The following is a 26490-nucleotide window of genomic DNA, read 5'->3' as shown; positions in this document are numbered from 1 at the left end:
TGAGATGAAAACAGGGTTTTGATTTTATATTGGTTTTCGATATTTATTCAACTATAATTTTTTTTACTATAGTTGTTCCTTCGTTTTCCAAATAAATATAATAAGTACCACTTCGGAATCCGGTTAGATTAATAGTGTTGTTATTTGAACCATTAGCAAATTTTGTTGTTTTTATTAGTTTTCCAAGTGTATCATACACCGTTGCTTTTTCAAGTGAACTATTGTCAATATGCAATTCTCCTTTAGTAGGGTTAGGATAAAGGGCTATTTTATTTAAAGCTGTTTCTGTTACTCCTAAGGCCGCACAACTTAAGCTGTAAGTTGATGCAGCATCTTTATTAGTCCAGTTAGTATTTGAATAAGAAACATCGTCTACCTGAATACAACTTAAATTAGCATTCGAGGTAAAATTTATATTTGTTAAAATAGCATTGTTTCCGTTTTTTAAATTAAGATTTGTTAATTGGTTAGAATAACAGTGTAGATATGTTAAAGCAGTATTTTTAGAAAGATCTAATGTAGTCAATGAGTTAGAGTGGCAATCTAAACTTTTCAGAGCGATGTTTTTAGAAAGATCTAATGTCGTAAATGAACTGGAATGGCAATATAAAAGTTGCAGCGCAGTATTCATAGAAAGATCTAATGTCGTCAACGGACTGGAATGACACTGTAAATAGACCAAGGCAGTATTTTTAGAAAGATTTAATGATGCTAATGGATTTGAATAGCAGGTTAATTGTATTAAAGCGATATTTTTAGCAAGATCTAATGTTGCTAACTGGTTGTTAAGGCAAATTAAAACTTCTAAAGCGGTATTTTCAGACACATCTAATGTTGCTAATTGATTATTATCGCAAGTTAAATTTTTCAAAGCGATATTTTTAGTAACGTTTAATGTTGTCAATAAGTTAAGGCTACAATTTAAATCCGTCAAGGCGATGTTTTCAGAAAGATTTAATGCCGTGAATGAGTTAGATTGACAATCTAAATTTTCTAAAGCTGTATTGTTAGAAAGATTTAATGATGTTAATTGGTTTGATCTGCAATATAAATATTTTAAAGCTGTATTGTTAGAAAGATTTAAAGCCGTCAATGAATTATAATGACAATATAGATATTTCAAAGCCGTGTTTTGCGAAAGATCTAATGTGGTTAACTGGTTATTATTGCAAATTAAGTTTGTTAAAGACACAAATCCCTGAATACCTGTCAAGTCAGAAATAGAACTATTTGAAATATCAAGGGAAGTTAATTTATCAATATTACTGGTTAATACTTGGCTATCAGGTGTTCCGGAATCAATGCCAAGAGCAATTAGCTTATTTTCAAAATTAATATCGGGGATGCTGGTGTATTGGGCTAAGCAAGATAAACTTGTTAAAAAAAACAACGAAAGTAATTTTATTTTCATAGGTTAAAAGATTTTTTTAGGTGATGCAAATGTATCAAATAATGAATATTTTCCTAATAATTTCACAAAAAATAAAAAATAATAATAAGCTCTTTTTGTTAATTTATGTTGGTAAAAATTCTTGGGGAAGTCAGAAATTTGAGGGAATGGGTTTGGTAAAAAAGAATTTTTTAATCCAGTTTCCAGCCAAAAGTGGTCTGAAAAACATAATCATCTTTTGCGGCACCTTCTTTCGGTTTGTTATCATAATTGTAAACAAACGAAAGCTTGATGAAAAAATCTAAAGGAAGGTCATATTTTGTATCTAAGTTAAAATCCGTTCTGACCCTTTTGTTTTCGGTTAGACTTGGAAAAACGGTTACTTTCGACTGAATGCTAAAATCACCAATATCGTATAAATTCAAATCGGTTCCCAAAAATAGCTCTAAACTTTTATTAGGTTCGTTGGTATCAATATAACGTTCATGATTAAATGACAATCCTGCTGCAACACCCCAATATTTTTTGTTGCTGTGCATAAGATATTTTCCGTAACCTGCTTTTGAAATAATACGCAAATCAATATCCTGTTCTGTATTGGATAAAGTAGTGATTGATAAAGGAATAAAATAATCCCTGGGCAGCAGGTGTATGTAGCTTAAGTCAGTATCAATTCTTCGGATAGGGTCGCTGTCATCCTGCACAGATTGAATTTGTTTGTATGTTGCCGTCCCATACCATCTTTTTGCCGTGTAGCCTAAATTTACATTTACAGTTAATTGCTGTAGGTTTTGTGCTTTGGTCAGTTTTATTCCAGCATCAAAACTGGCGTCAAGTCTGTCCCAAAAACTGTCATTAACCGGTTTGATATAAACAATTTCACTGAGTTTTACTTCAAATTTGGTTTTACTGTCAACATTGGTAATCTGACATTTATTGGGAGTTTTACTTTTTGAAAGGATTCCGTTTAATAAAACCCCTGAGTTCAGACTTATAATATGGACTTTTTTAGAAGAAATATACTTTAGTTCTTTCCATTCCAGTTTAAAATCGTCCTTGCTGTAATCTGTTTCTATCTGAAGAACGCCTTTGTTCATTATTTTTATTTCTCCAATTATAACATCATCGTTTTTGAGGACTAATGTATCAGTTGTATGTTCATAAACCGCTTTGGGTATTTGGTTGTTTTTGAGTGCCAAGGAGTCAGGTGTTTGCGCACTGATTTTAAGAAAAAATAAAATAAAAAATAAAAGGCTAATTTTATTCATATATAGTTTTATTTCTTTGGTTTTCAGCTTGTAAGAATAAAGTTAGCGATAATTTTTACAGGAAAAACAGATTCATAAAAAAAATCCCGTTTTCATTATTTGAAAACGGGATTTTTTGGTTTTATGAATTGTAAAACTATTCCACTATTACTTTTTTAACAGTAGAAGCATCCTTATTTATTAAGTATAAAAAATAAACTCCTTTTGGTAATCCTGATAAACTGATTGTGTTATTTGTAGTGCCAGGGTTTAAAGTGAAAGATTTTACCAATTGTCCTAATACATTATAGATAGTTATTTTTTCTAATGTAATATTGTTAATGGTAACTTCGTCTTTAGTTGGGTTTGGATATAAAGCAATATTATCGAAAACAGAATCTTCAATACCCAAAGAACAAGTTGAAGAATAAATAGTTGAAGTTTCCTTAATTTTTGACCAGTTAGTATTTGAAAAAGATACATCATCTACTTTTACACAAGAAAGCTGATTAAGGCCAAGGAAAGAGGTTGCAATGGTACTTACAGATTTTTTCCCAGTTACATTGAGAATAATCATGTTTTTATTATTCCCATTTTGCAGATTCAAAAATACAAGTGGATTTGATACAACATATACAACAGTAAGTTTATTGTTTTTAGACAAATCCAATGATGTAAGCTGATTGGAAGAAGCATTCAGTGTTTCCAGAAGAATGTTCTTAGTAAGATCCAAATTTGTTAATTGATTGTTACTGCAATCTAAATTGGCTAATGAAGTGAAATTTTCAATTCCCGATAAATCCGTTATGTTGCTGTTTGATAGATCTAAAGATGTAATAGAACTTATGTCTGAAGTGGAAATTTTTCCGTTTAAACCGTCGGTATCAATTCCTAAATCAATTAATTTTTGTTCAAAGTTGCTGTCTTTTAATGCGATATATTCTACGGAGCAGTTGATATTAAAAGTTGCAGTTGCATCTTTAAAGGCGAGCCAATTAGTATTAGAGTATTCCGTATCGTCAACCTGAATACAACCCAGATTTGGGTTTTCTGTAAAATTTACTGAATTTCCTAAAAGTAAATTATTACCATTTTTAAGATTTAAACTTGTCAGGTTATTTGAGCTTACATTAAGAATTTCAAGCAATGTGTTTTCAGAAATATCTAATGTAGAAAGTTTGTTGTATGAAACGTTAAGGTAAATTAATTTTTTATTTTTAGAGACATTTAAAGTAGTTAAAATATTTCTCTCTGCATGTATTGCATGTATAGAATCATTTTTGGTTAAATTGAGACTTGATAACTTGTTATCTGATATAAGGAGATTGCCTAATTTTAGGTTCTTTTCTAAATTTAATAATGAAATTTTGTTATTAGCACAATTTAACTCTCTCAAAGAATCATTTTTAGTTAGATTAATAGTAGTTAGGTTATTATTTGTGCAATCTAAATACTTCAAATCTTCAAAATCTTCAATTCCTGTTAAATCAGAAATATTACTTGATGAAAGTCGCAAAGATATTTCAGATACGATATTTTCCTTTAGAACTTTTCCGTCTGGAGTGCCCTCATCAAGTCCAAGCTCAATTAATTTGTTTTCAAAATTAATATCAGGGATTAGTGTATACAAGATTGGTTTTGGAGCATTGTATAATGTAGAAATTTCCTGTGGTGTTAAAGTACGGTTCCAGATTCCGATATCGTCTATAGAGCCTTCAAAGAAATTATTTGATTTATTCTTTCCTATTCTAAAAAGATTTCCAAACCCATTAGTGTACAAATCAGCAGATCCACTTAACTTTAATTGATTATTTATATACAATGAAAAGGTGTTCGTTGGGTCATCAAAGACCATTGCAAAAAATGTCCATTCATTGTTAAAATAATCGTCCTGTGATGAAAAAGTTTTTGAGTCAAATTGTATGTCTAAATATCCTTTGCGATAAAAACTGATTTTAAACCAATAATTCGGGTCAGATACATTTCCATAGTTCAAAAGACAAAAATCTAGTTCTTCTGATACAGATGGGATATCAGCCTGAAACCATCCAGTAATAGTTCTTGAACCGCCTTTTAGAGGATAGTTTTTCACATCAGCCTCTATATTGCTGCTTATTCCATTGAAAAAGTAGGCACTCCTGCGTTGTCCAAATCTATCTTGGGTTGGTTCAACATTTGTAGCAATTCCATGAGAATCATTTCCGCTGATATCATTGGCATTTCCATTGAAAGGATAATATGCAAGAAGTCCATTCAGAGGAACATAATCAGGGATATTTGAAGATTGTGCATAAATACAAAAATTTGCCAGTAACAGCATCAAGAGTAGTTTTGTTTTCATAAATTCAATTTAGTATTTGAGAGTGCAATGATACAAAATATTAGCGATTTTCCTGTTTATCAAATGTTAGGTCACAAGTAGAAACTAGTATGTATGAATTTAATTTTGTTGTTGTTGAGAAAACTTTAAAAGATAAAATTTCATAACACAGTGTTAACGGTTAGTTTTTTGTAACAAAATATCATAATTTAGTCCCATCTTTAACTTTCATTAGAATTATATACATGAATCATACAAAATCGAATTGTTTATCTGCTTTTGCATTGCTTGTTCTGGCAGGTTTTAGCGCTACTACACAAGCGCAGGTTTCTACACCTAAAACGGCTATTACGGCTCCTTTGGCTATTATTAAAAAAGCGCCGGTTACTGAAAATGAACTGAAAAGATGGTCGCATCTGGACCTGATTAAGGATTCTATTCCGGGAATGAGTGTAGACAAAGCTTATGCTGAATTACTTCAAGGAAAAACAGGTAAAAAAGTAATTGTCGGGGTTGTAGATTCTGGTGTTGATATCGAACACGAAGATTTACAAGGAGTGATTTGGACTAATCCAAAGGAAATCCCGGGTAACGGAATTGATGATGATAAAAATGGTTACATTGATGATATTCACGGATGGAATTTCCTTGGAGATGTTGTCGATGAAAACCTTGAGATGACCCGTATTGTTAAAAAAGGCGATGACGGTTCCGAGCAATACAAACAAGCTTTAGCACAATATACTGAAAAATACAACAAAGCTCTAAAAGACAAAGAACAAGTTGATTTTTTACTGGATGTGCACAAAACCATTCAAACGGCTTTAAATAAAAAGGAATATAAAAGCGAAGATTTGAATACCATTACTTCTACGGACCCAAAAGTAGCCAGAAGTAAAATGGTAATGACTCAGATTTTTACAAATGCAGGACCAACATTTAATCCGGAAACTGAGTTAGAAGACTACAGAGAACATGTTTATAATGAATTGAATTTCAATTTAAACAAAGATTTTGACGGAAGAAAAGTTTTAGGCGATAATGCAGAGGATATCAAAAGCACTAAATACGGAAACAATATTGTATTTGGGCCGGACAAAGAAAAAGCATTACACGGGACTCACGTTGCGGGAATCATTGCACAGGTTCGCGGTAATAATTTAGGCGGAGACGGAGTGGCAAATAATGTAGAGATTTTGACAGTAAGAGCCGTTCCGGACGGAGATGAATATGATAAAGACATTGCTTTGGCAATTCGCTATGCTGTTGATAACGGAGCTAAAGTAATCAACGGAAGTTTCGGAAAAAGCTTTTCACCGCACAAACAATGGGTTTACGATGCCATTAAATATGCAGCAAAAAAAGACGTGTTGATTGTTCACGCAGCTGGAAATGACGGTTACAATATCGATGAGAAACAAAACATTAATTATCCAAACGATTCTCAGGACAACGTAAAAGAATTTGCGGATAACGTTATCACAATCGGAGCAATTAATAAGGTATATGGAGAGGCTGTAATCGCTGATTTCTCTAACTTCGGAAAAATAAATGTAGATGTTTTTGCTCCCGGTGAAGAAATTTACGCAACAATACCTAATAATAAATACAAGTATTTACAAGGAACTTCAATGGCGTCTCCAAATGCTGCAGGAGTTGCAACTTTGATTCGTTCTTATTACCCAAAATTAAAGGCTTCACAAGTAAAACAGATTTTGATGGATTCAGGTGTTTCACTTCCGGCAAATGTGGCTTTAGGAGAGAATAATGAGGTTAAACCGGCATCAGAATCATCTAAAACGGCTAAAATGGTAAACGCTTATAATGCTTTGCTATTGGCAGAAAAAATGTCTAAAAAATAAACATAATATAGACTATTAATTTAATGGAAGGGCCAACGCTCTTCCATTTTCTATTACATATAAATATGCGAAAAATTATTTTACTTTCTTTTTTGAGCTTTGGTTTAAACACAACTTTTGCGCAAAACGCTCCATATTGGCAACAACACGCCGATTATAAAATGGAGGTTTCGATGGATGTAAAAAACTATCAGTACAAAGGAAAACAAGAGTTGGTTTATACGAATAATTCTCCTGATACTCTACGAAAAGTATTTTATCACTTGTTTCCAAATGCTTTTCAGCCGGGAAGTGAAATGGATGCCCGCCTTCATTTTATAAAAGATCCTGACGGAAGAATGGTAACCAAGGTTAAAGGAGCTGATGGTAAAGAGGTAAAACAAAGCCGTATCGAATCTTTGAAACCAAACGAAATAGGATTCTTAAAAATTACAAACTTCAAACAAGATGGTACTGTAGCTCAGACAAGGGTTTCAGGGACTATTTTAGAAGTCACTTTGGCTAAACCAATTTTACCGAATTCTAAATCGGTTTTCACATTAGATTTTGACGGACAGGTTCCGGTTCAGGTTCGTCGTTCAGGAAGGAATAATTCTGAAGGAGTAGAACTCTCAATGTCACAATGGTATCCAAAATTGGCCGAATTTGATTTTGAAGGCTGGCATGCAGATCCTTACATCGCAAGAGAATTTCATGGTGTTTGGGGTAATTTTGATGTAAAAATTACAATCGATAAAGATTACACTATTGGAGGGTCGGGATATCTTCAGGATAAAAATTCAATTGGTCACGGTTATGAAGATGCAGGTGTGACAGTTGTCTATCCTAAAAAAACGAAAACACTTACATGGCATTTTATTGCGCCAAATGTACATGATTTTACATGGGCAGCGGACAAGGAATACACCCACGATATTGTTAAAGGACCAAACGATGTTGATTTACATTTCTTCTACAAAAACAATCCAAAAACAACCGAAAACTGGAAACAGTTAGAGCCTTTAATGGTAAAAGTGATGGATTATTACAACCATAGAGTAGGGCAATATCCGTACAAACAATATTCATTTATTCAGGGAGGAGACGGCGGAATGGAGTATGCAATGTGTACTTTAATGTTAGGAAACGGAACCCTTGAAGGAATTCTTGGAACAGCTACGCATGAATTGGGTCACTCGTGGTTTCAGCATATTCTGGCTTCAAATGAGTCAAAACACCCTTGGATGGATGAAGGTTTTACAACTTACATTGAAGACAGTGCTTTGAATGAATTGGCTGGAGATAAAAAAGTGGCAAATCCGTTTAAAGGAAATTATGCGGCATATTATCAATTAGTAAATTCCGGTAAAGAACAGTCACAGACCACTCACGGAGATCGCTATGATGAAAACCGTCCGTACAGTATTTCATCTTATATAAAAGGTAGTATCTTTTTATCACAATTAGAATATGTAATTGGGAAAGAAAATGTAGATATCACTTTGAAAAGGTATTTCAACGATTTTAAATTCAAGCACCCAACACCAAATGATATCAAAAGATCTGCTGAAAGAGTTTCAGGAGCTGAGTTGGACTGGTATTTGACAGACTGGGCGCAAACAACCAATACAATTGATTACGGCATCAAAGATGTCGCTGATGATTCTGGAAAAACAACCGTTACTTTAGAAAGAATTGGAAGAATGCCAATGCCAATTGATTTAAAAGTTGAATATACAGATGGAACTTCTGAAAGTTTCTACATTCCGTTAAGAATGATGAATTTCATTAAACCAAACCCAGATTCAAACCTGAAAAGAACTGTTTTGAATGACTGGGCATGGGCGCAACAAAACTATAGTTTTACAATTGACAAAAACAAAACAGCGATCAAAAAAATAACCATTGATCCAAGCGGATTAATGGCTGATGTAAAACCTGCAAATAACGTTTTTGAAGTGAAATAATTTTCATCTTAAAGCATAAAAAATCCCGTTTAAATTCTCTAAAAATTAAACGGGATTTTTTTTATTTATCATAAACTCAATTTGAAAACCAGTTTATAAAATGTTGTTCCAGATTTTTTCATCTTTCAGTAATATTTCTCTCATGATTTGAATTGGAGGCATTCCGTTATCTAGCATTGCGTCATTAAATTTTTGCAGGCTATAATTGCTTCCTTCTTGTTTTTTATAGTCCTCACGGAGTTTTAAAATCTGTAGTTTTCCTAATGTATAAAATAAATAACCCGGATCATAAGTTCCACGCATAGCTTCCTGGCGTGAAGGTTTGTCGCCCTGATACCAGTTATCCATGAAAAATTGTGTGGCATCATCGACATTCATTCCAAGACAATGCGTATTGATGGATACGCACAAACGGCAAATTCTTAAAAGAGCATCACCGGATTGTGCCAAACGGTATTTTGCGGCTTTAATTGGATCTCCTGTATTTCCGTAACCTTCATCAATCATCATTTTTTCAGTGTAATGTGCCCAGCCTTCCACAAAACAATAACTCATAAAAACCTTTTGAATTTTTGAAGTTTTTGAGGCATTCGAATGCAAAAATTGGGTATAATGTCCCGGATAAGCCTCATGTATAGAAACAATATCGGTTGTATAATAATTAAATTGCGCCAGCCAGTCTTCTTTTTGCTTGGATGTCCATTTTGGGTCAACAGGTGTAATGTAGTAAAAAGCTTGAGTCGCTTTCGTTTCAAAAGGCCCTGGTGAATCCATAGATGCGGTACTTGTAGCTCTTGCATAGGCAGGGGTTTCCTTAATTTTAACACGTACTTCAGATGGCATTGTCACTATTTTGTGATCGATTAAATATTGCCGAATGGCTTCAATATTTTTTCGGGCATGTGGAATCAAATTTTCAGCAGTAGGATGCTCCTTTTGCATGTCGTTGTATACATCAATTGGTTTTTTATTTGGGTTGATGATTTTTGCTGCAGCATCAAATGAAGCCTGTTCTTTTTTTAATTCCTTTAAACCGATAGCCAAAATTTCATCTGGAGATAACTTTATATCTTCCTGATAAAGCAGCATTTTTTTATAATTCTCGGCGCCAATTGCATATTTATTGTTGGCTTTGGGTAGTTTTTCTTTTTCTAAAAAAACAGCAAAATCATTAATTGCGGCGATAGCTTTTTTATTCGCATCGTTAAAAGACTTCATTAAAGTATCGTTTTTTACATTTTTTAGAGCTACTAAAAGATCATTGCCTAAAAACGAAGCCGAACCTTTTGCAATATCGATAGCAAGTTGAACATGAGGTAAGGCAAGAGAATCTTCTAAGTTTGCCTTAGCATCTTTAAAAAATTGCGGTGCCGATTTTTCGATTGCAATAATTGATTGTATCTGTTGTTCAATAGGGGCGAAATTACGCTGAATATAAATGTTTACATCAATTGTTCCGGCATAAATCATTGGGTTTTTGCTGTAAATTTTTAAATCTTCAAATGAAAACAACTCATTTTTTACATTTGATTTAATGATTTTCCAATCATAGTATATTTTTTTACTCAAGGAAGCAGAATCAATTGCCGAGAATTGCTGATCGTATTTTTTAAGAGAAGCAAGTCTTTTGTCCAAATCTGTTTTGTTAAAATGGCCCAATTTGCCATCATATTCATGAAATCCTAAATAGACACCAAATTGAGGGTTAAATTCGAGACTTTCACTAATATATTTTTCAGATAGTTTTAAAAAAGCTTCATCACCAGATCCTGAAGTATCATTATTCTCTTGTTTTTTATTACAGCTAAAGAGAATAACAAATAAAAAGCAGGAAAAAAAAAGTTTTTTCATATAGTTTTTAGTTTGAAAGTTAAATGGATTACTGAATTGTAATTCAGTAATAAGAATATCAAAAATAGATAATTTTTCAAACCAAAAAACATAAATTGTAGTATTTTTATTTCATATTTTGATGTGTCCTGTGAATATCAATTCTAAAACAAATGTATGATTCCAGTTCCAGTCTTTTCTAGTAGATTAATTTATAAGTGTTTGATGGTACATAAAGTATCGGTATCATAAAAATGGTAGAGGCAAATATTTTTACAAAAGATTTAAAGTACATTCGTCGGTTCAATAAAAAAACCGATTAGTTCAGAAATGAACTAATCGGTTTTTTTGTTATATGTTGAAAAGATTATTTGTCTAAAGCAAATCTTCTTGCAACTTCTGTCCAGTTGATTACACTGAAGAAAGCTTCAATATAATCAGGTCTTCTGTTTTGGTAGTTTAGGTAGTAAGCATGTTCCCAAACATCCATTCCTAAGATTGGAGTTCCACCGTTACCAGCAGCTTCTGGCATTAATGGATTGTCCTGATTTGGAGTACCTACAACTTCTAATTTTCCTCCTTTTTGAACTGTTAACCAAGCCCATCCAGAACCAAATTGTGTTGCACCAGCTTTAGCGAATTTTGCTTTAAACTCTTCAAAAGTTCCAAAAGAAGCTTCAATTGCAGCTAACAAATCACCTGTTGGTAATCCGCCTCCGTTTGGAGACATAACTGTCCAGAATAAGTTGTGGTTGTAAAAACCTCCACCGTTATTACGAACAGCTGCGTTAGATTTATCTAAATTGATTAAGATATTTTCTATTGTTTTTCCTTCTAAATCTGTACCTGCAATTGCAGCATTAAGATTTGTTGTGTAAGCATTATGATGTTTAGAATGGTGGATTTCCATTGTGCGCGCATCAATATGTGGTTCTAATGCGTCATATGCATAAGGTAATTGTGGTAATTCAAAAGCCATGGTATATGATTTTATGATTTATAATAATTTATCCAAATTTATACATTTAACTTTGGAATAGAAAATACTATTTCGTTATAATTCAATTTAATTAATTGATAATTTGTTTTTTTTAAGATTAAATACTTGTAAATCTTTATTTTCCGTTAAAAGTTGTCATGGTATTTTCTAATCCGGCTGTTCCGAAAGTTTTGATGATTTCTGCAGAAATTTCTAAACGCTCCGGGAGTTTTGTTTTTTCTTCTTCGTCCCATTCTCCTAAAACATAATCTACCTGCTGTCCTTTTTTGAACTGATCGCTGATGCCAAATCTGAAACGGGTATATTGTTGAGTATTTAAAACCAAATTGATGTTTTTTAAGCCGTTATGCCCGCCATCACTTCCTTTTGGCTTGATTCTGATTGTTCCGAAAGAAAGGTTTAAATCGTCTGTAATTATTAAAATATTCTCTAGCGGAATGTTTTCTTTATCCATCCAGTATTTTACGGCTTTACCACTAAGATTCATATAAGTGTTCGGCTTAAGTAAAAAGAAAGTTCTTCCTTTGAATTTATATTCAGCTAAAGCGCCCAATTTTACGGTTTCGAATGAAAGGCTTTCTTTTTTGGCTAAAAAGTCCAAAACTTTAAATCCGATATTGTGTCTCGTGTTTACGTATTCGGCTCCGATATTTCCTAATCCGACGATTAAATATTTTTTACTCACGTTTTTTATATTGTTTTTTGGGTGTTCATGAACCTCCGTTTTTATATTGTCTGTGTTTTCTTCTTTTGGTGTTGATGAAAACAGGTTGTTTATCCATTTTATCATTTGACAAAAGTAAGGCTAATTAGGGAATGTGGCAATTTGATAATTAGATAATTGTTTGCTGACTGTAGCTTAACCACAAAGAATCGTAAAGAAAGTATTAAGAAGCTTAGAGTCTTATAAAAAAGATACTTTCTCGCTAGCCCTGACAGAAGCGGCATCCTTTTTCTGGCTTTTTTAGTCAGGAAAAGATACAGCGGATGGCAGGAACGTGTGGTCCTAAAAAGCTGAATGTTTCTGCTCCTAAAAAAACTAATTACAAAGAGACAAGGTTTTGACTTCACTTAGCCTGACATCAGAAAACTTAGGATCTTAGCAACTCAGAACTTTCAAAAAAAAAGCACCAACCTTTCGATTGATGCTTTTGTATTGAGTAGCTGAAAAAAATTATTTTTTCTTTCCTTTTGCAGGAGCTTTTGCAGCTTTTGCAGCCTCCTGAGCAGCTTTCATAGCAGCACGAGAGATTCTTACCTGACAAACAACAGTGTTGTCCGGGTGCATAATTTTGTATTCTGGTTTTCCAACTTTAGTAACGTATAATTTGTTACCCATTTCAAGTGGAGAGATGTCAGCTTCAACAAAATCAGGAAGATTTGCTGGTAAAGCTTTTACTTTTAATTTACGTTGGTTTAAACGTAAAACACCTCCCGCAAGAACACCTTTAGATGTACCAACGATTTTTACAGGAACTTCCATAGTGATTTCTTTGTCATCAAATAATTGGAAGAAGTCAATGTGTAAAATTTTGTCAGTAACTGGGTGAACCTGGATGTCTTGCAAAATTGCATTGAATGATTTTCCTTTTCCAAGCTCAATCACAACTGTGTGTGCATTTGGAGTGTAAACCAAGTTTTTGAACGCTGCAGCGTCTGCTGAGAAGTGTACTGCCTGATTTCCTCCGTATAACACGCAAGGAACCGCTCCAGCATTACGTAAGGCTTTAGTTGACACTTTGCCCACGCTTTCTCTTTCTGATCCTTTAATTGTAATCGATTTCATTGTAAAAAAATATAGTTATTAAATAAATATTCTTCTTTAAAATGCTATAAAAGCTTTTGAGCAGTTATTACATTATAAATTTTCCACTGATGGAATTGTTGTGGTGAACCATCTGCATAACCTCTGCAAATAGAGGCGCACAGCTTACCACTTTTATTTTGTTTGATTCTCTCTTTAACGGAATTGAATCGGTAACGATTAACTCAGTTAATTTAGAGTTTTCAATTTTTTCATACGCACCTCCAGATAAAATAGCGTGTGTACAAATTGCTCTTACACTTAGTGCTCCTTTTTCGATCATTAGGTCTGCCGCTTTCGCTAAAGTTCCTCCTGTATCGATCATGTCGTCTACTAAGATTACGTTACGTCCTTTTACTTCGCCAATTAGTTCCATAGTGTCAATAACGTTGGCTGCTTTTCTTTGTTTGTAACAGATTACTACATCTGATTCTAAAAACTTAGAGTAAGCGTATGCTCTTTTTGAACCTCCCATATCTGGAGATGCAATGGTTAGATTTTCTAAATTTAAACTCTCTACGTATGGTAAAAAGATTGTAGATGCAAATAAATGATCTACTGGTTTTTCAAAGAATCCCTGAATCTGGTCTGCATGCAAATCCATTGTCATTATTCTTGTCGCTCCTGCAGCTGTTAGTAGGTTTGCTACTAGTTTAGCTCCAATAGGAACTCTTGGTTTGTCTTTTCTGTCCTGTCTTGCCCAACCAAAATAAGGCATAACAGCCGTAATATGTCTTGCTGATGCACGTTTTGCTGCATCAATCATTAACAACAATTCCATCAGATTATCTGCACTTGGAAAAGTTGAACATACGATAAATACTCGTAAACCTCTGATTGATTCTTCGTAAGATGGCTGAAATTCTCCATCACTATACGTTGACATCGTTACTTTTCCTAACGGAATCCCGTAGTCTTTTGCAATTTTTTCTGCAAGATAAACACTTTGTGAACAAGCAAAAATTTTAGCTTCTGGTTCTAGGTGCGACATTGTAATTTGTTGTTTTATTCCTTGGCTTCATGTAGATTTGGTTAAATTATTTTCTTTTCCCAAATTCCCTATCTGCCTCGGATGTAGTTAGTTGTGTGTGCTTCGTTTTAACGAGGTGCAAATTTATAAAATTTATTGGAGACTGAAAGGAAAATTTTGAGTATTTTTAGTAGAACTTTTAATTTTATTTTTTACATTTGCACCGTGTTAAAGGAATAAGCATATTATTGTTTATTCTATTGCGTTAAAGCAATCGCTTTTTGGTTGTTTTTTCGTCTGCTACGCCCGGATGGCGGAATTGGTAGACGCGCTGGTCTCAAACACCTGTGGGAAACCGTGCCGGTTCGACTCCGGCTCCGGGTACATTAACGGAAAAGCTGTCATTTTTGACGGCTTTTCGTTTTTTAACACCTTCCGAAGCCTTGATATTCCTAGTAAGAACCTCAATTACCTCATTCACTTGAGTGGTTCGACAATCATCATTCCCAAAAATTAGTTTTTGAGTGAAAATTGAACCCGCCACAATTCTTTTTCCATCATAATCACCATTTAGAAACAACTTATCCAGATTAACAAGCAATTCAAGACCTGAATCTACAAACGCTTTCATTGAATCTGTTTTAGTACTAAGTATCTCGATTTCATTGTTCACTACGTTTAATTTTCCATTGATACGTTCTTTCATACTATTGAATGTTTCTTTATCAATATCCTCACGCAAGAGTCTATCTTCTGCATTTTCAAGTAGAGTTTTTAAATCTTTCTGAGTCTCAATCTTAACCTTCAATTGAGTAATTTTATCTCTATTGATTTGATACTCGGAATCTTTTAACACATGAGAAAACAATTCTTTAATATTCTCATTTATTTGTAAACCGCCAAGAATGCTTGCAATTTTAAGATGTGTATCATCAACAGAAACTCTTGTTTTACATTTATTTCTGCAATGATAATAAGCATATTTCTTTGTTCTACCTTTAGAGTTACTACCTGTTATTTGATTACCACAGACACTACAAGTTAGAAAATCTCGCATTGGAAAGTCATTATTTTTATGACTTGGCTTGATTCCATGCCATCTTTTTCCTTTAAATACACTTTGAACTTTATTAAAAGTCTCCAAATCTATTAGAGCTTCGTGTTTACCATCAACTATCATGGCAGATTCCTTCTTAAATTCTGGAACTCTTATCTTACCTATGTAGACAATGTTTTTAAGAAGTTCGCTAAAAGCGCTTTTCTTTAACTCCATTCCATTTTGCTTTAGCTTTTTTCTTATTGCTTCAACAGACTCTATACCCATTGCAACTTCTTTGAATGCTCGCTTTACCAAATAAGCATCATTGTTCGGTTTAAGAGTTGATTTTTTTTGCTCATCTCTAAAGTTATCATATCCAAACGGAGCTTTTCCAACAAAATAGCCCTCTCTTTTTGCTTTATAAGTTCCCGCAATAGTTCTACTAGATATTTTGTCTCTCTCTACCTCTCCAGCAGTTAAATAAATAGTTAGCACCATTTTATTATCTGAATTACTAGTATCTAAGTATTGTTCAGACGCATTTAATTCAACACCTATTGAATCAAACTCTCTCAATACTGTTAATGCTTGTTCTACATTCCTTGAAAACCTATCCCATTTAGCAAAAAGTACTTTATGTATATTTTGCTTATTCGATTTTACATAAGTTTTCAATTTTAACCATTCAGGTCTATTGAAGTTTTTTGCAGAGTGGTCTTCTCTATAGACCTTAACAATATTATAGTTCATTGAATCACAATACTTCCTTAATGATTCTTCTTGATAATCTAAACTAAATCCTTTTTGTGCTTGTTCATCTGTACTTACACGACAGTAAATAATTACGTTTGTTTTTAAATCATCCATGTATATTTCTTAATGTTTTTATTCTTTAATAATTGTATTGTTTAATTGATTTTGGCACACTTCTGCCAATTTATACAGTGCATTTATGATAATTTCTATTTCTGCATCTGTGTAACTTATTCCTTTTTTATTTAATGTTTTTCTACATTCAGTTATACTTAACACTTAGTTTCACAGTCGTCATTTTCCCATTTTTTACTTTGACGGTGGAATTCTTTTTATTGTAGGTCACAAAAATGACCTTTCCTAAACCAGTTTGATTTAGAAATTGTATGCATACGACATTCCATTGAATTAATTAATGACGTAACATTAATTTAGGCATGCCCGTCCCGTTTCGGATATTGCACCGAAATGAAGATTTAAAATATAATTTGAATTTAGAGCATGATTGTTCAGCTTTACAACCTGCTCTTTTTCCACACTTTAGCTGTAAGCGTGGCGAAATTTTCCTTGCAAGAATCTTTTCCTTTTGATTTTGTTTCACAAAGGTAGAGATAGTATTTCAATAAAAAAACAAGAAACTTCCTTCAATAAATCCATATAGTTTTATATGGAAATAATTATTGATAATCAAATAGTTACGATTTATAAATGTTAAAATAAACTTAACAAAAATTAAAAACATTCAACAATTTAACTAAAATTTAAGAATTGAAAAATATTCTCACTCACTTTATACACTTAAATATAAACTACTGATTTCTTGCTCTCTAATTCCAAAACCAAACTCATAACTTGATTTAGATAAATTTGCATATAAATCTTCATTTCGGAAATAATACCAGTAACGAAATAGACATAAAATGCTATCGAAAAATTCTGTATGATGCTGAAGTCACTTTTTGAAAACAAAGTGATAATTGAATTATCGTCTAAACAGTATAAAATAGACTGTCCTCATGCGATTTTTGAGTAAATTGTCAAAAAGAGCTGATTTAAGTGTCAGTTTTTTAGCTTTTTAACAACTATATACAAAGGTACTATTTTATTCCTAGTGATGCAACTAACGTTTTAATTTTGAAATGCAAATAAATAAAAAAGTCACAAATTTTGTGACCTTTTTAAACTATGACTAGATGATTATGAGCAGTATTTAATATTCCCAACCTCTCTCTAAAACACATTCAGTATCACTATTAACCGAATTATTATCCTTAAAATTCAATGAGTTACCGAACTTTGAATTGTGTTCAAACGTATATGTTCCATAACTACAATTCCCTAATACTCTATATTTTTTCTCATAAGATGTACTACTCTCAGATTCTGTTTGAACATTTCCAATAGATAAAGCAACTGGTGTCTGCTCTTCCCACTTGTCATCTCCTTTAAGACCTGTCCCTGTACCATCAAGAAAAGCAACTTGCTTCCAGCATCTTATTTCTTGTGCTGTTATTTCGAATCTATAATATGTTATAACTCCACCGCTTTCAACAGTTTCATCGTGCCATTGACCAGTAATAAACTCTTTAACCTCTTCTTCTGATTGAATACTGGTTGTGTTACAACTTGTTACTCCAATAGCTAATAGAGAAAGAATAGTGATTGCAATAAATTTTAAAGGTTTTTTCATTTTCGAAGTTTTAAATTAGAAATACAAACATATAAAAAATCTCCATATAAAGAGACCTTTAATATGGAGTTACGTAATTTAATGACATTCTATTGATTTGCTATATAAAAAGAGCTAAAAATGACTTCAAAAAGCAATGAGGATATTAAGAAAGAAATTAAAGCAGAAGAATTAATCTATTTAAAAAAAATAGGTGAAAGACTAAAATACTTCAGAAAAAAAGCAGGTTACACCAATTCTGAATATTTCGCATACGAAAACAATATCAGCAGACCACAATATGGAAAATATGAAGCTGGAGCAAATATTCAACTAAATACTCTTATTAAAATTCTAAAAGCACTTAATGTTACATTAGAAGAATTTTTTACAGGTTTTAATGAATAGTAAAACTATTTTGCTAATCTTTCCAAAATGATTTCTTTTCGATATGTATTAAAAGAAATAGAAAAAAAATCACTAAATGATGTTAGGAATTTTTGTCTATTAGTTTCATTTTGACTTTGAATATAATAATTATAACTCTTTACCAACTTATCAAAAGATTCAATTTCGGAATTGTATCCATATAATTGAATCAATTTGTTTACTTCTGACATTAATGGTTTAATATCATGTTTCTCAAAAGACTGATTCGTATATTCCCATAGTTCTAGTATTTTTTGGAATAATTGAAACCGATATTCCAATCTTTTTTCCAATCTCTTAGATTTAAGATTGAGTTTTGGTGTAATCACTAGTCCAACAATTGAAATAGCAAATCCTATTCCTCCTAATGCTAAAGCAATAATATTTGAAGTTTCCATTTTTAATATAATTTTATTCTGCATTAGAATTTAGCCATGCCATCTGCTATGGATTCTTCTTCAAACAGAAACCTAAGAATAATACATAGTTGAGCTATTTACCAAGCATTTTTCAGTAAAACGATAAAAGAATTGAGCATTTCCCTTAATTCTGAAAATTTATCAATAAATGTAGAATCAACGCCATTCTTTAACCAATCTAAAGTTATAAATTTATTGTCATGTAACATCTTCACATTCTTGACGAATCTATGATAACTTTCAGCACTATCAAAATCTTCTTCTTTTAAATTGATACAACGATTGTAAAAACCATTATATGTTTCAAAAACCTGTTTAAAATCATTTGGAGAAAGATTTTCAATATCCGTCTTTTCGTCTTCAATATCCTGTATAAGCAATTCTACTATAGGTTTCATTCTTATTTAAGTTTTGTAGTGATACTTCAAATATAAGAAAGAATTCTCATGAATATCCAAAGGTCTTATCTCATGTAAAATTCTCCTAAAGTAAATACAAAGTATCAAAACCTTAACTGTATCAAATTAAGTCTATAATAGATATGTACTGATACAATTAAATGTATCAAAAAAATTCTTTGATTTCTTTTGATATATAAGAAAATACCTGGACTTTTGGAATATGGAAAAAGCAATCATCATATCACGTTGTTCAACTAATGAGAATCGTCAAGACGTTACACGTCAATCTCAAGAGCTAATTTCTAACTATGGAAATCAGTATGAAATCGCTAAAGAATTTACTTACTACAAGTCTGGAACCAAAAATGATGAAGTAAACGCTGAAATTTTGGACTACGTAATTAAAAATGAAGTAAAACATATCATAGCCATAGAAATCTCCAGAATCTCTCGCAAAATTTCCTCGTTCGCTTTGTTTTTAGAAAAATGCAATGAAAATAAAATCAATATCATCATTGATAATTTCAAACTGCACACTCTTCTACCATCTGGTGAAATTAACGGTATGGTTCAAACGATGCTTAGCATTGCATCAACTTTCGCAAGCTTAGAGTTGTCCATGATTAAAGAGCGTCTAAACTCTGGTCGTGAGAAGTTTATCCGTGATGGCGGAAAGCTAGGACGCAAAGTCGGCTCAGAGAAAGAACCGAAACAACTTATTGCCGAACATGCCGATATTGTGAAATTTTTAAAGCAAGGTCAATCAGTCCGTAATACCATGAAACTAACTGGAAAAAGTAGCGGTACTGTTCAAAAAATCAAAAAAATAATGGCATAGCAAAAAAAATCCTCCCAGATTATGAGAGGATTTTTTGTAAAACATTTACACACCACATGATTATAATGCCTTTTTTTAAGCTCTAAAACTAGTTTTTTAATATACACCTTAATAGCAAATACTTGCTAATCAAGGTACAATTAGGAACAATAAATTTTCAAAAAAAATTCGAGCACCTAATCAACCCCGCACTATTTTCAATCAAAAAAAGTAAAAAATGCTAGGAGGTAACGAGCAACTTGTTCCTAAATAGCAGGACGGAGTGCGTCACCCTAACTGTTCTATTCTCTTTTTTATTTGCTCAATTTCCTTCTCTAATTGCAACTTCTGTAACTGTTTTTGCAACTCCTGTTTTCGGTGAGGTTCGTTCTCAATAGAGATTTGCATTTGTTTTAACCTGATTTTATCATCCGTTGTTATCGTTTCCATCTTCTAGATAATTTCTCAAATACTCCTCTTCAAAAAGAAAGTGAAGTTCATTATTGTTTTTCAAAAGATTGTACTCTTGAATTAGATGCAAATCATCTATTATCACATTCTCTTCGTAAGTTCTTATAATGTAATTAACTAACATTTCACGAAGGATTGGACTATATTTAAAGTCTTTAATTTCTATCATATTTAATCTATCTTTTTTAATGTTATTATTTGACTACCGTCTTTTTTCATGTACTCCTTCCAACCACTTAAGTCGAAAATCACGCTTTCATGATAACTTATTCTACTGAATCCAAGTTTAAAAGATTCTATTAGTTTTTTCTTGTTCGAGCATTTAACATAACAATGCAAATGATTTCTGTTATTGCTTTTCTTTTGTTCAATCACATAGTTAATCTCTACTATATCATCGTTCATTTGCTCATAAACAAATTTCATCACAACATTAATCTCAGATTCCGTGTAATCTATACACGGGTCAATGCTTAACGCATAGTATTTATTCTTCCTAATTCGTTGAGGTTTAAACTTATTAACTAATAAATGATGCACTTGCCATTCGTGATTTTTATTTTTGTGTAGCATAGTTTCACTACAGTTGTTTGTTAGATTACTAATTATTTTTCTAACATTTCTAGTAGTCATATTGTATTTACTACTAATTTCTTTTACTGTTAAGTATTCATTTTGTTGCATTTTTTGATGTTATTAAACGCATCATATCTATTAGAGAATTAGTTAAATTCCCTTTGGATATGTTATTTTATAATAAATATGTCGGAAAATTGAAAAAGTTCCTTCGGACATAAAATATTTATCCACAATCATAATTGAAATTGGAATAATTGTAAATAGTTTGTGTAAATGTTTTTAATTGGTCAGGACGACCAAAGTATTCTAATAGTCTGTATTCTTAATCAATAACTTATATGCAAAAGATAATTTCTTCAAATCTTCAACAAATAAGTTCGACAATTCGACAGTAAATGGTACATTAACGGAAAAGCTGTCATTTTTGACGGCTTTTTCTTTTTTACACTCTTCCGAATCCTTGATTTTTCTAATTAAAATCTCAATGGTCTTATTTATTTTAGCGGTTCGGCAATTTTTATTTAATAAAAAATAGAAAAGACTATTGCGCTAAAGCTAAAATTTAGCATTTAAACGACTTAAAAGGTGCTTTGTCGTGAAAATAAATATAAGTTGTTTATAGTCAGTATCTTTATGGTATAATTTCAATATGGTTTTAACTTTATTCAAATTATCATGAAAGCTTATGTGATACATTTTATCGTGCTTGCAGGTGTTTTTTCATTGAATTGTTTTGGTCAGGTGAGTCAGGTGATTAATAATGTAGATATTCGAAAAGCGCCATTAAAGTTTGATGACAAATCTGATGAAGATCTTGTTATAGAAGCATACTGTGTTGAAGAAGTGATTAATCTGGCTGCCGGAAAAAAAAGAATCACAACCTATGAAGTTTCGAAACTGGACATGGTTAATACGTATGATCTTGGGCCAAATAATACCAGAACGGTAACGGCAATATATAAAAAAGCCCATGTTAAAGCAGCTGATCCTATCGCTCCTTCTAAGGTAATAACTGTGGCGACCCACGAAACCATTAAGCCTGTTGCTATTCGAACCACGGTTCCATCATATAGCAAAGACTCGGTAAGTATAGATGTTTTGAGTATTTATGCGAATGTTGTGGATAAAGGTTATAAATCTCCGGATATGCTTAAAAAGGTTGCGGATAAATATTATTTTGAAAATGATTTCGAAGCGGCCGCTAAATGTTATCTGGAATTATTTAGTCTTGATGAAAATTCAGATCCGGTCCTTTATTTGAGATGTGCAAAATCCTTAAAAGCGATAAAACAGTCAGAAAAAGCAGAAGAAATGATTAAATTGTTTGAAAGTAAAAACGCAGCTCTTGTAATGTCTAAAAAATAAAATCGATGTTAAACAAAAAAAAGACTATCATTTATTTGATAGTCTTTTTTTTTAAGCTCCCCCTCTTGGGCTCGAACCAAGGACCCTCTGATTAACAGTCAGATGCTCTAACCAACTGAGCTAAGGAGGAATCACCTTAAAGGTAAATATGTTTGCTAAAAAAAGTTGCTCCCCCTCTTGGGCTCGAACCAAGGACCCTCTGATTAACAGTCAGATGCTCTAACCAACTGAGCTAAGGAGGAAAGTATTGCTCTTTTTAGCGAGTGCAAATATAATTGAATTTTTAGTTTCTCAAAAATATTTTAACTCTTTTTCGAAAATATTTTTTCTACTTGACAATTGCCTTGTAAATATCGTTACCATTAGCGAACAAAAGTAGTGATATAAGCAGAACAAAACCAACCATTTGGGCGTTTTCAAGGAATTTGTCACTTGGTTTTTTACCGCTAACAATTTCGTATAATAAAAACATCACATGACCACCATCAAGTGCCGGAATTGGCAATAAATTCATTACTCCAAGCATAATTGACAATAAAGCAGTGATTGACCAGAACGTTTCCCAGCTCCATGAAGTAGGAAAAATGTTGAAAATAGCCGCAAAACCACCTACTTGTTTGTAAGCTTTGGTTTCTGGATTAAAAATCATTTTCAATTGTTTTCCGTAACCTACTAATTGATCTTTTCCTTTTTCTAATCCAACCGGAATAGATTCAAGGAATCCGTAATGTTTTGTACTTACTTTATAGTATCCTAGTTTTTCTAATGATTCAATTCCTAAGCCACCTGCAATTACGCCTAATTTTCCATCTTTAGAAATACTAACTGATATTGGAATCTGCTTTAAATCACGTAATACAACAGCCGGAATGGTTTTACCTTTATTACTGTTTAAAATTGCTTTTACCTGATCGTAATATTTAGCTTCCTGTCCGTTAAGAGTTACAATTAAATCTTTTGCTTTTAATGATTTGTTAGCTGATTCAGCAGGAACATCTTTAATAGCAAAAGGCACACGCATATCTACAAGGTGAGATTTTTCATGTTTTGATAACTGATCAACAAAATCATTTGGCATTTTGATAGTTTGCTGTTGTCCGTTTCTTTCGATCAGAACTTCTTTTGACATGATGATATTCATATTTAACTCATTGTCAAAATTCACTACTTCTTTCCCGTCGATTGCCAAAATTTTATCTCCGGTTTTAAAACCTGTTTTAAGCATCACAGGGTTTTCAATCAAAACACCATCTTTCAAATCAGCATTTGCTACATAAGTATCTCCATAAGCAAACGCCATACCTATATATATAATAAAAGCCAGAATAAAGTTTACAGTAACACCACCCAACATAATAATCAAACGCTGCCATGCCGGCTTAGTACGAAATTCCCATGGCTGGGGAGGCATAGCCATTTGCTCTTTGTCCATGCTTTCGTCAATCATTCCGGAGATTTTTACATAACCTCCAAGCGGCAGCCATCCGATTCCATATTCAGTTTCACCGATCTTCTTTTTTAACAGGGAATATTTAACGTCAAAGAATAAATAAAATTTTTCAACCCTTGTTTTAAATAGTTTAGCAGGAATAAAATGCCCTAATTCGTGAAGAATAATAAGTAATGATAAACTCAATAGAAATTGAGAGAGCTTGATAACTATATCCATTTTGTAATTTTAGTTCGTAATTTGACGCACAAAAGTAACGTTTTCTATTTTAATTTGAGAGCGCAATATAATACTTAAGGTTTTAAATGTTTGTTAATTAATAAACATTTGAATTTCTACTTTTACGCAGATACTGTAACTTTACTTTTTTAAACGCTATCTCATTCAATTGGTAGTCAAAATTCATTAAAAGTTACATTCTATGGCTTCAATATTATTTTCTCCACTTACTATAAAAAATATCACTTTAAAAAACAGAATCTTTATTTCGCCAATGTGTCAGTATTCAGCTATTGACGGATTTGCAAACGACTGGCATCTGGTTCATTTAGGAAGCCGTGCCAGCGGTGGAGCCGGATTAATTATTCAGGAAGCGACAGCAGTTTCTCCTGAAGCCAGAATTTCTCCTTCTGACCTTGGTATCTGGAAAGACGAGCATATCGAAAAGCTAAAACAAATCAATGCGTTTATTCTTTCTCAGAATTCTGTACCGGGAATCCAGTTGGCGCACGCAGGACGAAAAGCAAGTGTTTCTGCTCCCTGGGAAGGAAATAAAAAGTTAGATTTCGCTCAGGGCGGGTGGCAGACTGTGGCACCGAGTGCGATTCCGTATCATGAAAACGAGCCGTTTCTTCCTGAAGCTTTGGATAAAAACGGAATTCAAAAAGTAATATCAGATTTTAAAACAGTAACAAAAAGAGTGGTTGAAGCGGGCTATAAAGTTCTTGAAATTCATGCGGCACATGGTTATTTGCTGCATCAGTTTTTATCTCCTTTAACTAATGTGAGAACTGATGAATATGGCGGAAGTTTCGAAAATCGAATTCGTTTTACATTAGAAATTGTTGAAGCAGTTCAGTCAGAATGGTCTTCTGATTTACCTTTATTTGTCAGAATTTCAGCAACAGACTGGGCAGAAGGAGGATGGAATCCGGAAGAATCTGTACAGCTTTCGAAAATATTAAAAGAAAAAGGAGTAGATTTAATCGATGTTTCGTCAGGTGGATTGGTTTCGCATCAAAAAATTACACTTGGACCGGGTTATCAGGTTCCTTTCGCCGAAAAAGTAAAAAACGAAGCTAATATTTTAACCGGAGCCGTTGGTTTGATTACCGAAGCTAAACAAACTGAAGGAATTTTAGAAAAAGGTCAGGCCGATTTAATTTTGTTTGCGAGAGAATCGTTAAGAAATCCAAATCTGCCTTTGAATTTCGCCAATGAATTAAGCGATGATATTCAATGGCCAAAACAATACGAAAGAGCTAAACTTTAATAAAAACATTTATATCTAGTTTTTTTACCATTAAAACATTAAGTTTTATAAAGAAGTAAAACTTAATTTTTCTTAATCTCTTAATGGTTAGAAAAAAAATAAACTTTATTTTAAAACAAACCAAATGCAAAAAATAAAAACAGCACTATTATCATACGGAATGTCGGGAAAAGTTTTTCATGCTCCTTTTTTGGATCTTCATCCCGGTTTTGAGTTATTAGGTTCCTGGGAAAGAAGCAAAAAACTAATTCAGGAAGATTATCCAAGGGTAAAAAGTTACCCTTCAATTGATGAGTTATTGACAGACGATGTTGATCTGGTAATTGTAAACACACCAGTCGGAACACATTTTGAATACGCTAAAAAAGTACTTTTGGCAGGAAAACATGTCGTTGTCGAAAAAGCATTTACCACAACCGTAGTCGAAGCCGAAGAACTGGCTCAAATTGCCAAAGAAAAAGGTTTAAAACTGGCTGTTTTTCAAAACAGAAGATGGGACAGTGATTTTAAAACGATTCAGAAAATAATTAACGATGGCGTTTTGGGAGATTTGGTTGAAGCTGAATTTCATTTTGACAGATACAATCCGATATTGAGCCCGAAAGTGCATAAAGAAACTGCTAATGACGGAGCCGGAATCCTGAAAGATTTAGGACCGCATTTAATCGATCAGGCGGTCTGTCTGTTTGGTTCGCCAAAATCGGTTTTTGCTGATATTCGTTACACCAGAGAAAATTCGGTTGTAGACGACTGGATTGATTTATTACTGATTTATGAAGATTTCAGAGTTCGTTTAAAAGCAGGTTTTTTTGTGAGGGAAGCCAATCCGGCCTATACAATTCATGGCAAAAAAGGTTCCTTCCTAAAACAGCGCGGCGATGTTCAGGAAGACGAACTTAAAATTGGTAAAAAACCAAACCGTGAATCCTGGGGAACAGAATTAGAAGGTTTTGAAGGACTTTTGCACACCGAAATTAACGAAAAACCAATTCGTGAAAAAATCAAAACGCTTCAGGGTAATTATTTTGAATATTTTGATGGGGTTTATGATTCCATTGCAAATAATAAGCATGAACCTGTTACTGCGGAGGATGGTGTAAAAGTAATGCAGGTTATTGAAGCGGCAATTACGAGTAATCAGCAAAAAAAGATTATTGATCTGAAGTAAATGTCTTAAGAAATCATTGTCATCCTGAGCGGAGTCGAAGGCTTTCACCAAAAAAGGCTTCGACTTTAG

21 protein-coding genes and 3 tRNA genes are annotated in these 26490 nt (G+C 32.8%); 8 read left to right on the top strand and 16 right to left on the bottom strand.

Features of this window, described 5'->3' with window-relative positions:
- Window positions 1-43 precede the first annotated feature (43 nt).
- From GWR14_RS11745 to GWR14_RS11735, 3 genes are all read right to left on the bottom strand, one after another.
- A complete protein-coding gene (locus GWR14_RS11745; protein ID WP_163409213.1) occupies window positions 44-1411 on the bottom strand; it encodes a T9SS type A sorting domain-containing protein in 1368 nt (455 codons plus the stop codon).
- A gap of 170 nt (window positions 1412-1581) precedes the next feature.
- Complete coding sequence (locus GWR14_RS11740) at window positions 1582-2658, bottom strand: DUF481 domain-containing protein (protein WP_163409212.1); 1077 nt, start codon at window positions 2656-2658, stop codon at window positions 1582-1584.
- A gap of 136 nt (window positions 2659-2794) precedes the next feature.
- Window positions 2795-4978, bottom strand: a complete 2184-nt coding sequence (locus tag GWR14_RS11735; RefSeq protein ID WP_163409211.1) for a T9SS type A sorting domain-containing protein — start codon at window positions 4976-4978, stop codon at window positions 2795-2797.
- A gap of 224 nt (window positions 4979-5202) precedes the next feature.
- Here GWR14_RS11735 and GWR14_RS11730 point away from each other — a divergent pair, with 224 nt between their 5' ends.
- Complete coding sequence (locus tag GWR14_RS11730) at window positions 5203-6819, top strand: S8 family peptidase (protein WP_163409210.1); 1617 nt, start codon at window positions 5203-5205, stop codon at window positions 6817-6819.
- A 65-nt stretch (window positions 6820-6884) separates the two neighbouring features.
- Entirely contained in the window at window positions 6885-8765 is a 1881-nt protein-coding gene (locus tag GWR14_RS11725; protein WP_163409209.1) for a M1 family metallopeptidase, read from the top strand.
- 93 nt (window positions 8766-8858) lie between these two features.
- On the opposite strand, the gene GWR14_RS11720 is transcribed toward GWR14_RS11725, so the two are convergent.
- The 5 genes from GWR14_RS11720 to GWR14_RS11700 all read right to left on the bottom strand — a co-directional run bounded on the left by GWR14_RS11720 (window position 8859) and on the right by GWR14_RS11700 (window position 14390).
- Entirely contained in the window at window positions 8859-10616 is a 1758-nt protein-coding gene (locus GWR14_RS11720; RefSeq protein ID WP_163409208.1) for a DUF885 domain-containing protein, read from the bottom strand.
- A 346-nt stretch (window positions 10617-10962) separates the two neighbouring features.
- Window positions 10963-11574 carry a superoxide dismutase gene (locus GWR14_RS11715; protein WP_163409207.1) on the bottom strand — a complete coding sequence of 204 codons (612 nt, stop codon included), beginning with the start codon at window positions 11572-11574 and terminating at the stop codon, window positions 10963-10965.
- A gap of 136 nt (window positions 11575-11710) precedes the next feature.
- On the bottom strand, window positions 11711-12385 hold the full coding sequence (gene pth / locus GWR14_RS11710) for an aminoacyl-tRNA hydrolase (protein WP_163409206.1): 675 nt from the start codon (window positions 12383-12385) through the stop codon (window positions 11711-11713).
- A 384-nt stretch (window positions 12386-12769) separates the two neighbouring features.
- Window positions 12770-13381 carry a 50S ribosomal protein L25/general stress protein Ctc gene (locus GWR14_RS11705; RefSeq protein ID WP_163409205.1) on the bottom strand — a complete coding sequence of 204 codons (612 nt, stop codon included), beginning with the start codon at window positions 13379-13381 and terminating at the stop codon, window positions 12770-12772.
- A gap of 67 nt (window positions 13382-13448) precedes the next feature.
- The gene (locus tag GWR14_RS11700) at window positions 13449-14390 is read right to left on the bottom strand and encodes a ribose-phosphate pyrophosphokinase (protein ID WP_163409204.1); all 942 of its coding nucleotides are present in this window, start codon (window positions 14388-14390) and stop codon (window positions 13449-13451) included.
- Between the two features lie 283 nt (window positions 14391-14673).
- Here GWR14_RS11700 and GWR14_RS11695 point away from each other — a divergent pair.
- A tRNA-Leu gene (locus GWR14_RS11695) sits at window positions 14674-14753 on the top strand.
- Here GWR14_RS11695 and GWR14_RS24125 read toward each other — a convergent pair.
- Together GWR14_RS24125 and GWR14_RS11685 are read right to left on the bottom strand one after the other, a co-directional pair.
- Window positions 14707-16275, bottom strand: a complete 1569-nt coding sequence (locus GWR14_RS24125; RefSeq protein WP_394367937.1) for a recombinase family protein — start codon at window positions 16273-16275, stop codon at window positions 14707-14709. The two genes, GWR14_RS11695 and GWR14_RS24125, sit on opposite strands and share 47 nt — an antisense overlap.
- Before the next feature lie 1096 nt (window positions 16276-17371).
- A complete protein-coding gene (locus GWR14_RS11685; RefSeq protein ID WP_163409203.1) occupies window positions 17372-17851 on the bottom strand; it encodes a hypothetical protein in 480 nt (159 codons plus the stop codon).
- 120 nt (window positions 17852-17971) lie between these two features.
- Between GWR14_RS11685 and GWR14_RS11680 the strand changes: the two genes are divergently transcribed.
- Window positions 17972-18238 (top strand): helix-turn-helix domain-containing protein, encoded by a 267-nt coding sequence (locus GWR14_RS11680; RefSeq protein WP_163409202.1) that lies wholly within the window; start codon window positions 17972-17974, stop codon window positions 18236-18238.
- 5 nt (window positions 18239-18243) lie between these two features.
- Here the strand turns inward: GWR14_RS11680 and GWR14_RS11675 are convergent, their stop codons facing one another.
- Both GWR14_RS11675 and GWR14_RS11670 read right to left on the bottom strand, forming a co-directional pair.
- Window positions 18244-18657, bottom strand: a complete 414-nt coding sequence (locus tag GWR14_RS11675) for a hypothetical protein (protein WP_163409201.1) — start codon at window positions 18655-18657, stop codon at window positions 18244-18246.
- A 98-nt stretch (window positions 18658-18755) separates the two neighbouring features.
- Window positions 18756-19076, bottom strand: a complete 321-nt coding sequence (locus GWR14_RS11670; protein WP_163409200.1) for a hypothetical protein — start codon at window positions 19074-19076, stop codon at window positions 18756-18758.
- A gap of 223 nt (window positions 19077-19299) precedes the next feature.
- Here GWR14_RS11670 and GWR14_RS11665 point away from each other — a divergent pair, with 223 nt between their 5' ends.
- Window positions 19300-19917: a recombinase family protein gene (locus tag GWR14_RS11665; RefSeq protein ID WP_163409199.1), complete on the top strand. Its 618-nt coding sequence runs from the start codon at window positions 19300-19302 to the stop codon at window positions 19915-19917.
- A 621-nt stretch (window positions 19918-20538) separates the two neighbouring features.
- On the opposite strand, the gene GWR14_RS11660 is transcribed toward GWR14_RS11665, so the two are convergent.
- Entirely contained in the window at window positions 20539-21051 is a 513-nt protein-coding gene (locus tag GWR14_RS11660; RefSeq protein WP_163409198.1) for a hypothetical protein, read from the bottom strand.
- A 570-nt stretch (window positions 21052-21621) separates the two neighbouring features.
- On the opposite strand from GWR14_RS11660, the gene GWR14_RS11655 reads away from it, so the two are divergent.
- On the top strand, window positions 21622-22311 hold the full coding sequence (locus tag GWR14_RS11655) for a hypothetical protein (RefSeq protein WP_163409197.1): 690 nt from the start codon (window positions 21622-21624) through the stop codon (window positions 22309-22311).
- A 56-nt stretch (window positions 22312-22367) separates the two neighbouring features.
- Here GWR14_RS11655 and GWR14_RS11650 read toward each other — a convergent pair.
- The 3 genes from GWR14_RS11650 to rseP form a co-directional block, all read right to left on the bottom strand.
- A tRNA-Asn gene (locus tag GWR14_RS11650) sits at window positions 22368-22441 on the bottom strand.
- Window positions 22442-22479: 38 nt separating this feature from the next.
- Window positions 22480-22553, bottom strand: a tRNA-Asn gene (locus GWR14_RS11645).
- Window positions 22554-22639: 86 nt separating this feature from the next.
- On the bottom strand, window positions 22640-23980 hold the full coding sequence (rseP, locus tag GWR14_RS11640) for an RIP metalloprotease RseP (protein WP_163409196.1): 1341 nt from the start codon (window positions 23978-23980) through the stop codon (window positions 22640-22642).
- A gap of 202 nt (window positions 23981-24182) precedes the next feature.
- Here rseP and GWR14_RS11635 point away from each other — a divergent pair, with 202 nt between their 5' ends.
- Both GWR14_RS11635 and GWR14_RS11630 read left to right on the top strand, forming a co-directional pair.
- Window positions 24183-25253 (top strand): NADH:flavin oxidoreductase/NADH oxidase, encoded by a 1071-nt coding sequence (locus GWR14_RS11635; protein ID WP_163409195.1) that lies wholly within the window; start codon window positions 24183-24185, stop codon window positions 25251-25253.
- Window positions 25254-25377: 124 nt separating this feature from the next.
- The gene (locus GWR14_RS11630; RefSeq protein ID WP_163409194.1) at window positions 25378-26421 is read left to right on the top strand and encodes a Gfo/Idh/MocA family oxidoreductase; all 1044 of its coding nucleotides are present in this window, start codon (window positions 25378-25380) and stop codon (window positions 26419-26421) included.
- The last annotated feature ends 69 nt before the right edge of the window (window positions 26422-26490 follow it).

The sequence above is a fragment of the Flavobacterium ajazii genome (genome assembly GCF_010614725.1).
In the GTDB taxonomy this organism is placed as follows: domain Bacteria; phylum Bacteroidota; class Bacteroidia; order Flavobacteriales; family Flavobacteriaceae; genus Flavobacterium; species Flavobacterium ajazii.
The sequence above is the reverse complement of the archived record's forward strand: the minus strand, read 5'-3'. Positions and strand labels throughout refer to the sequence as shown.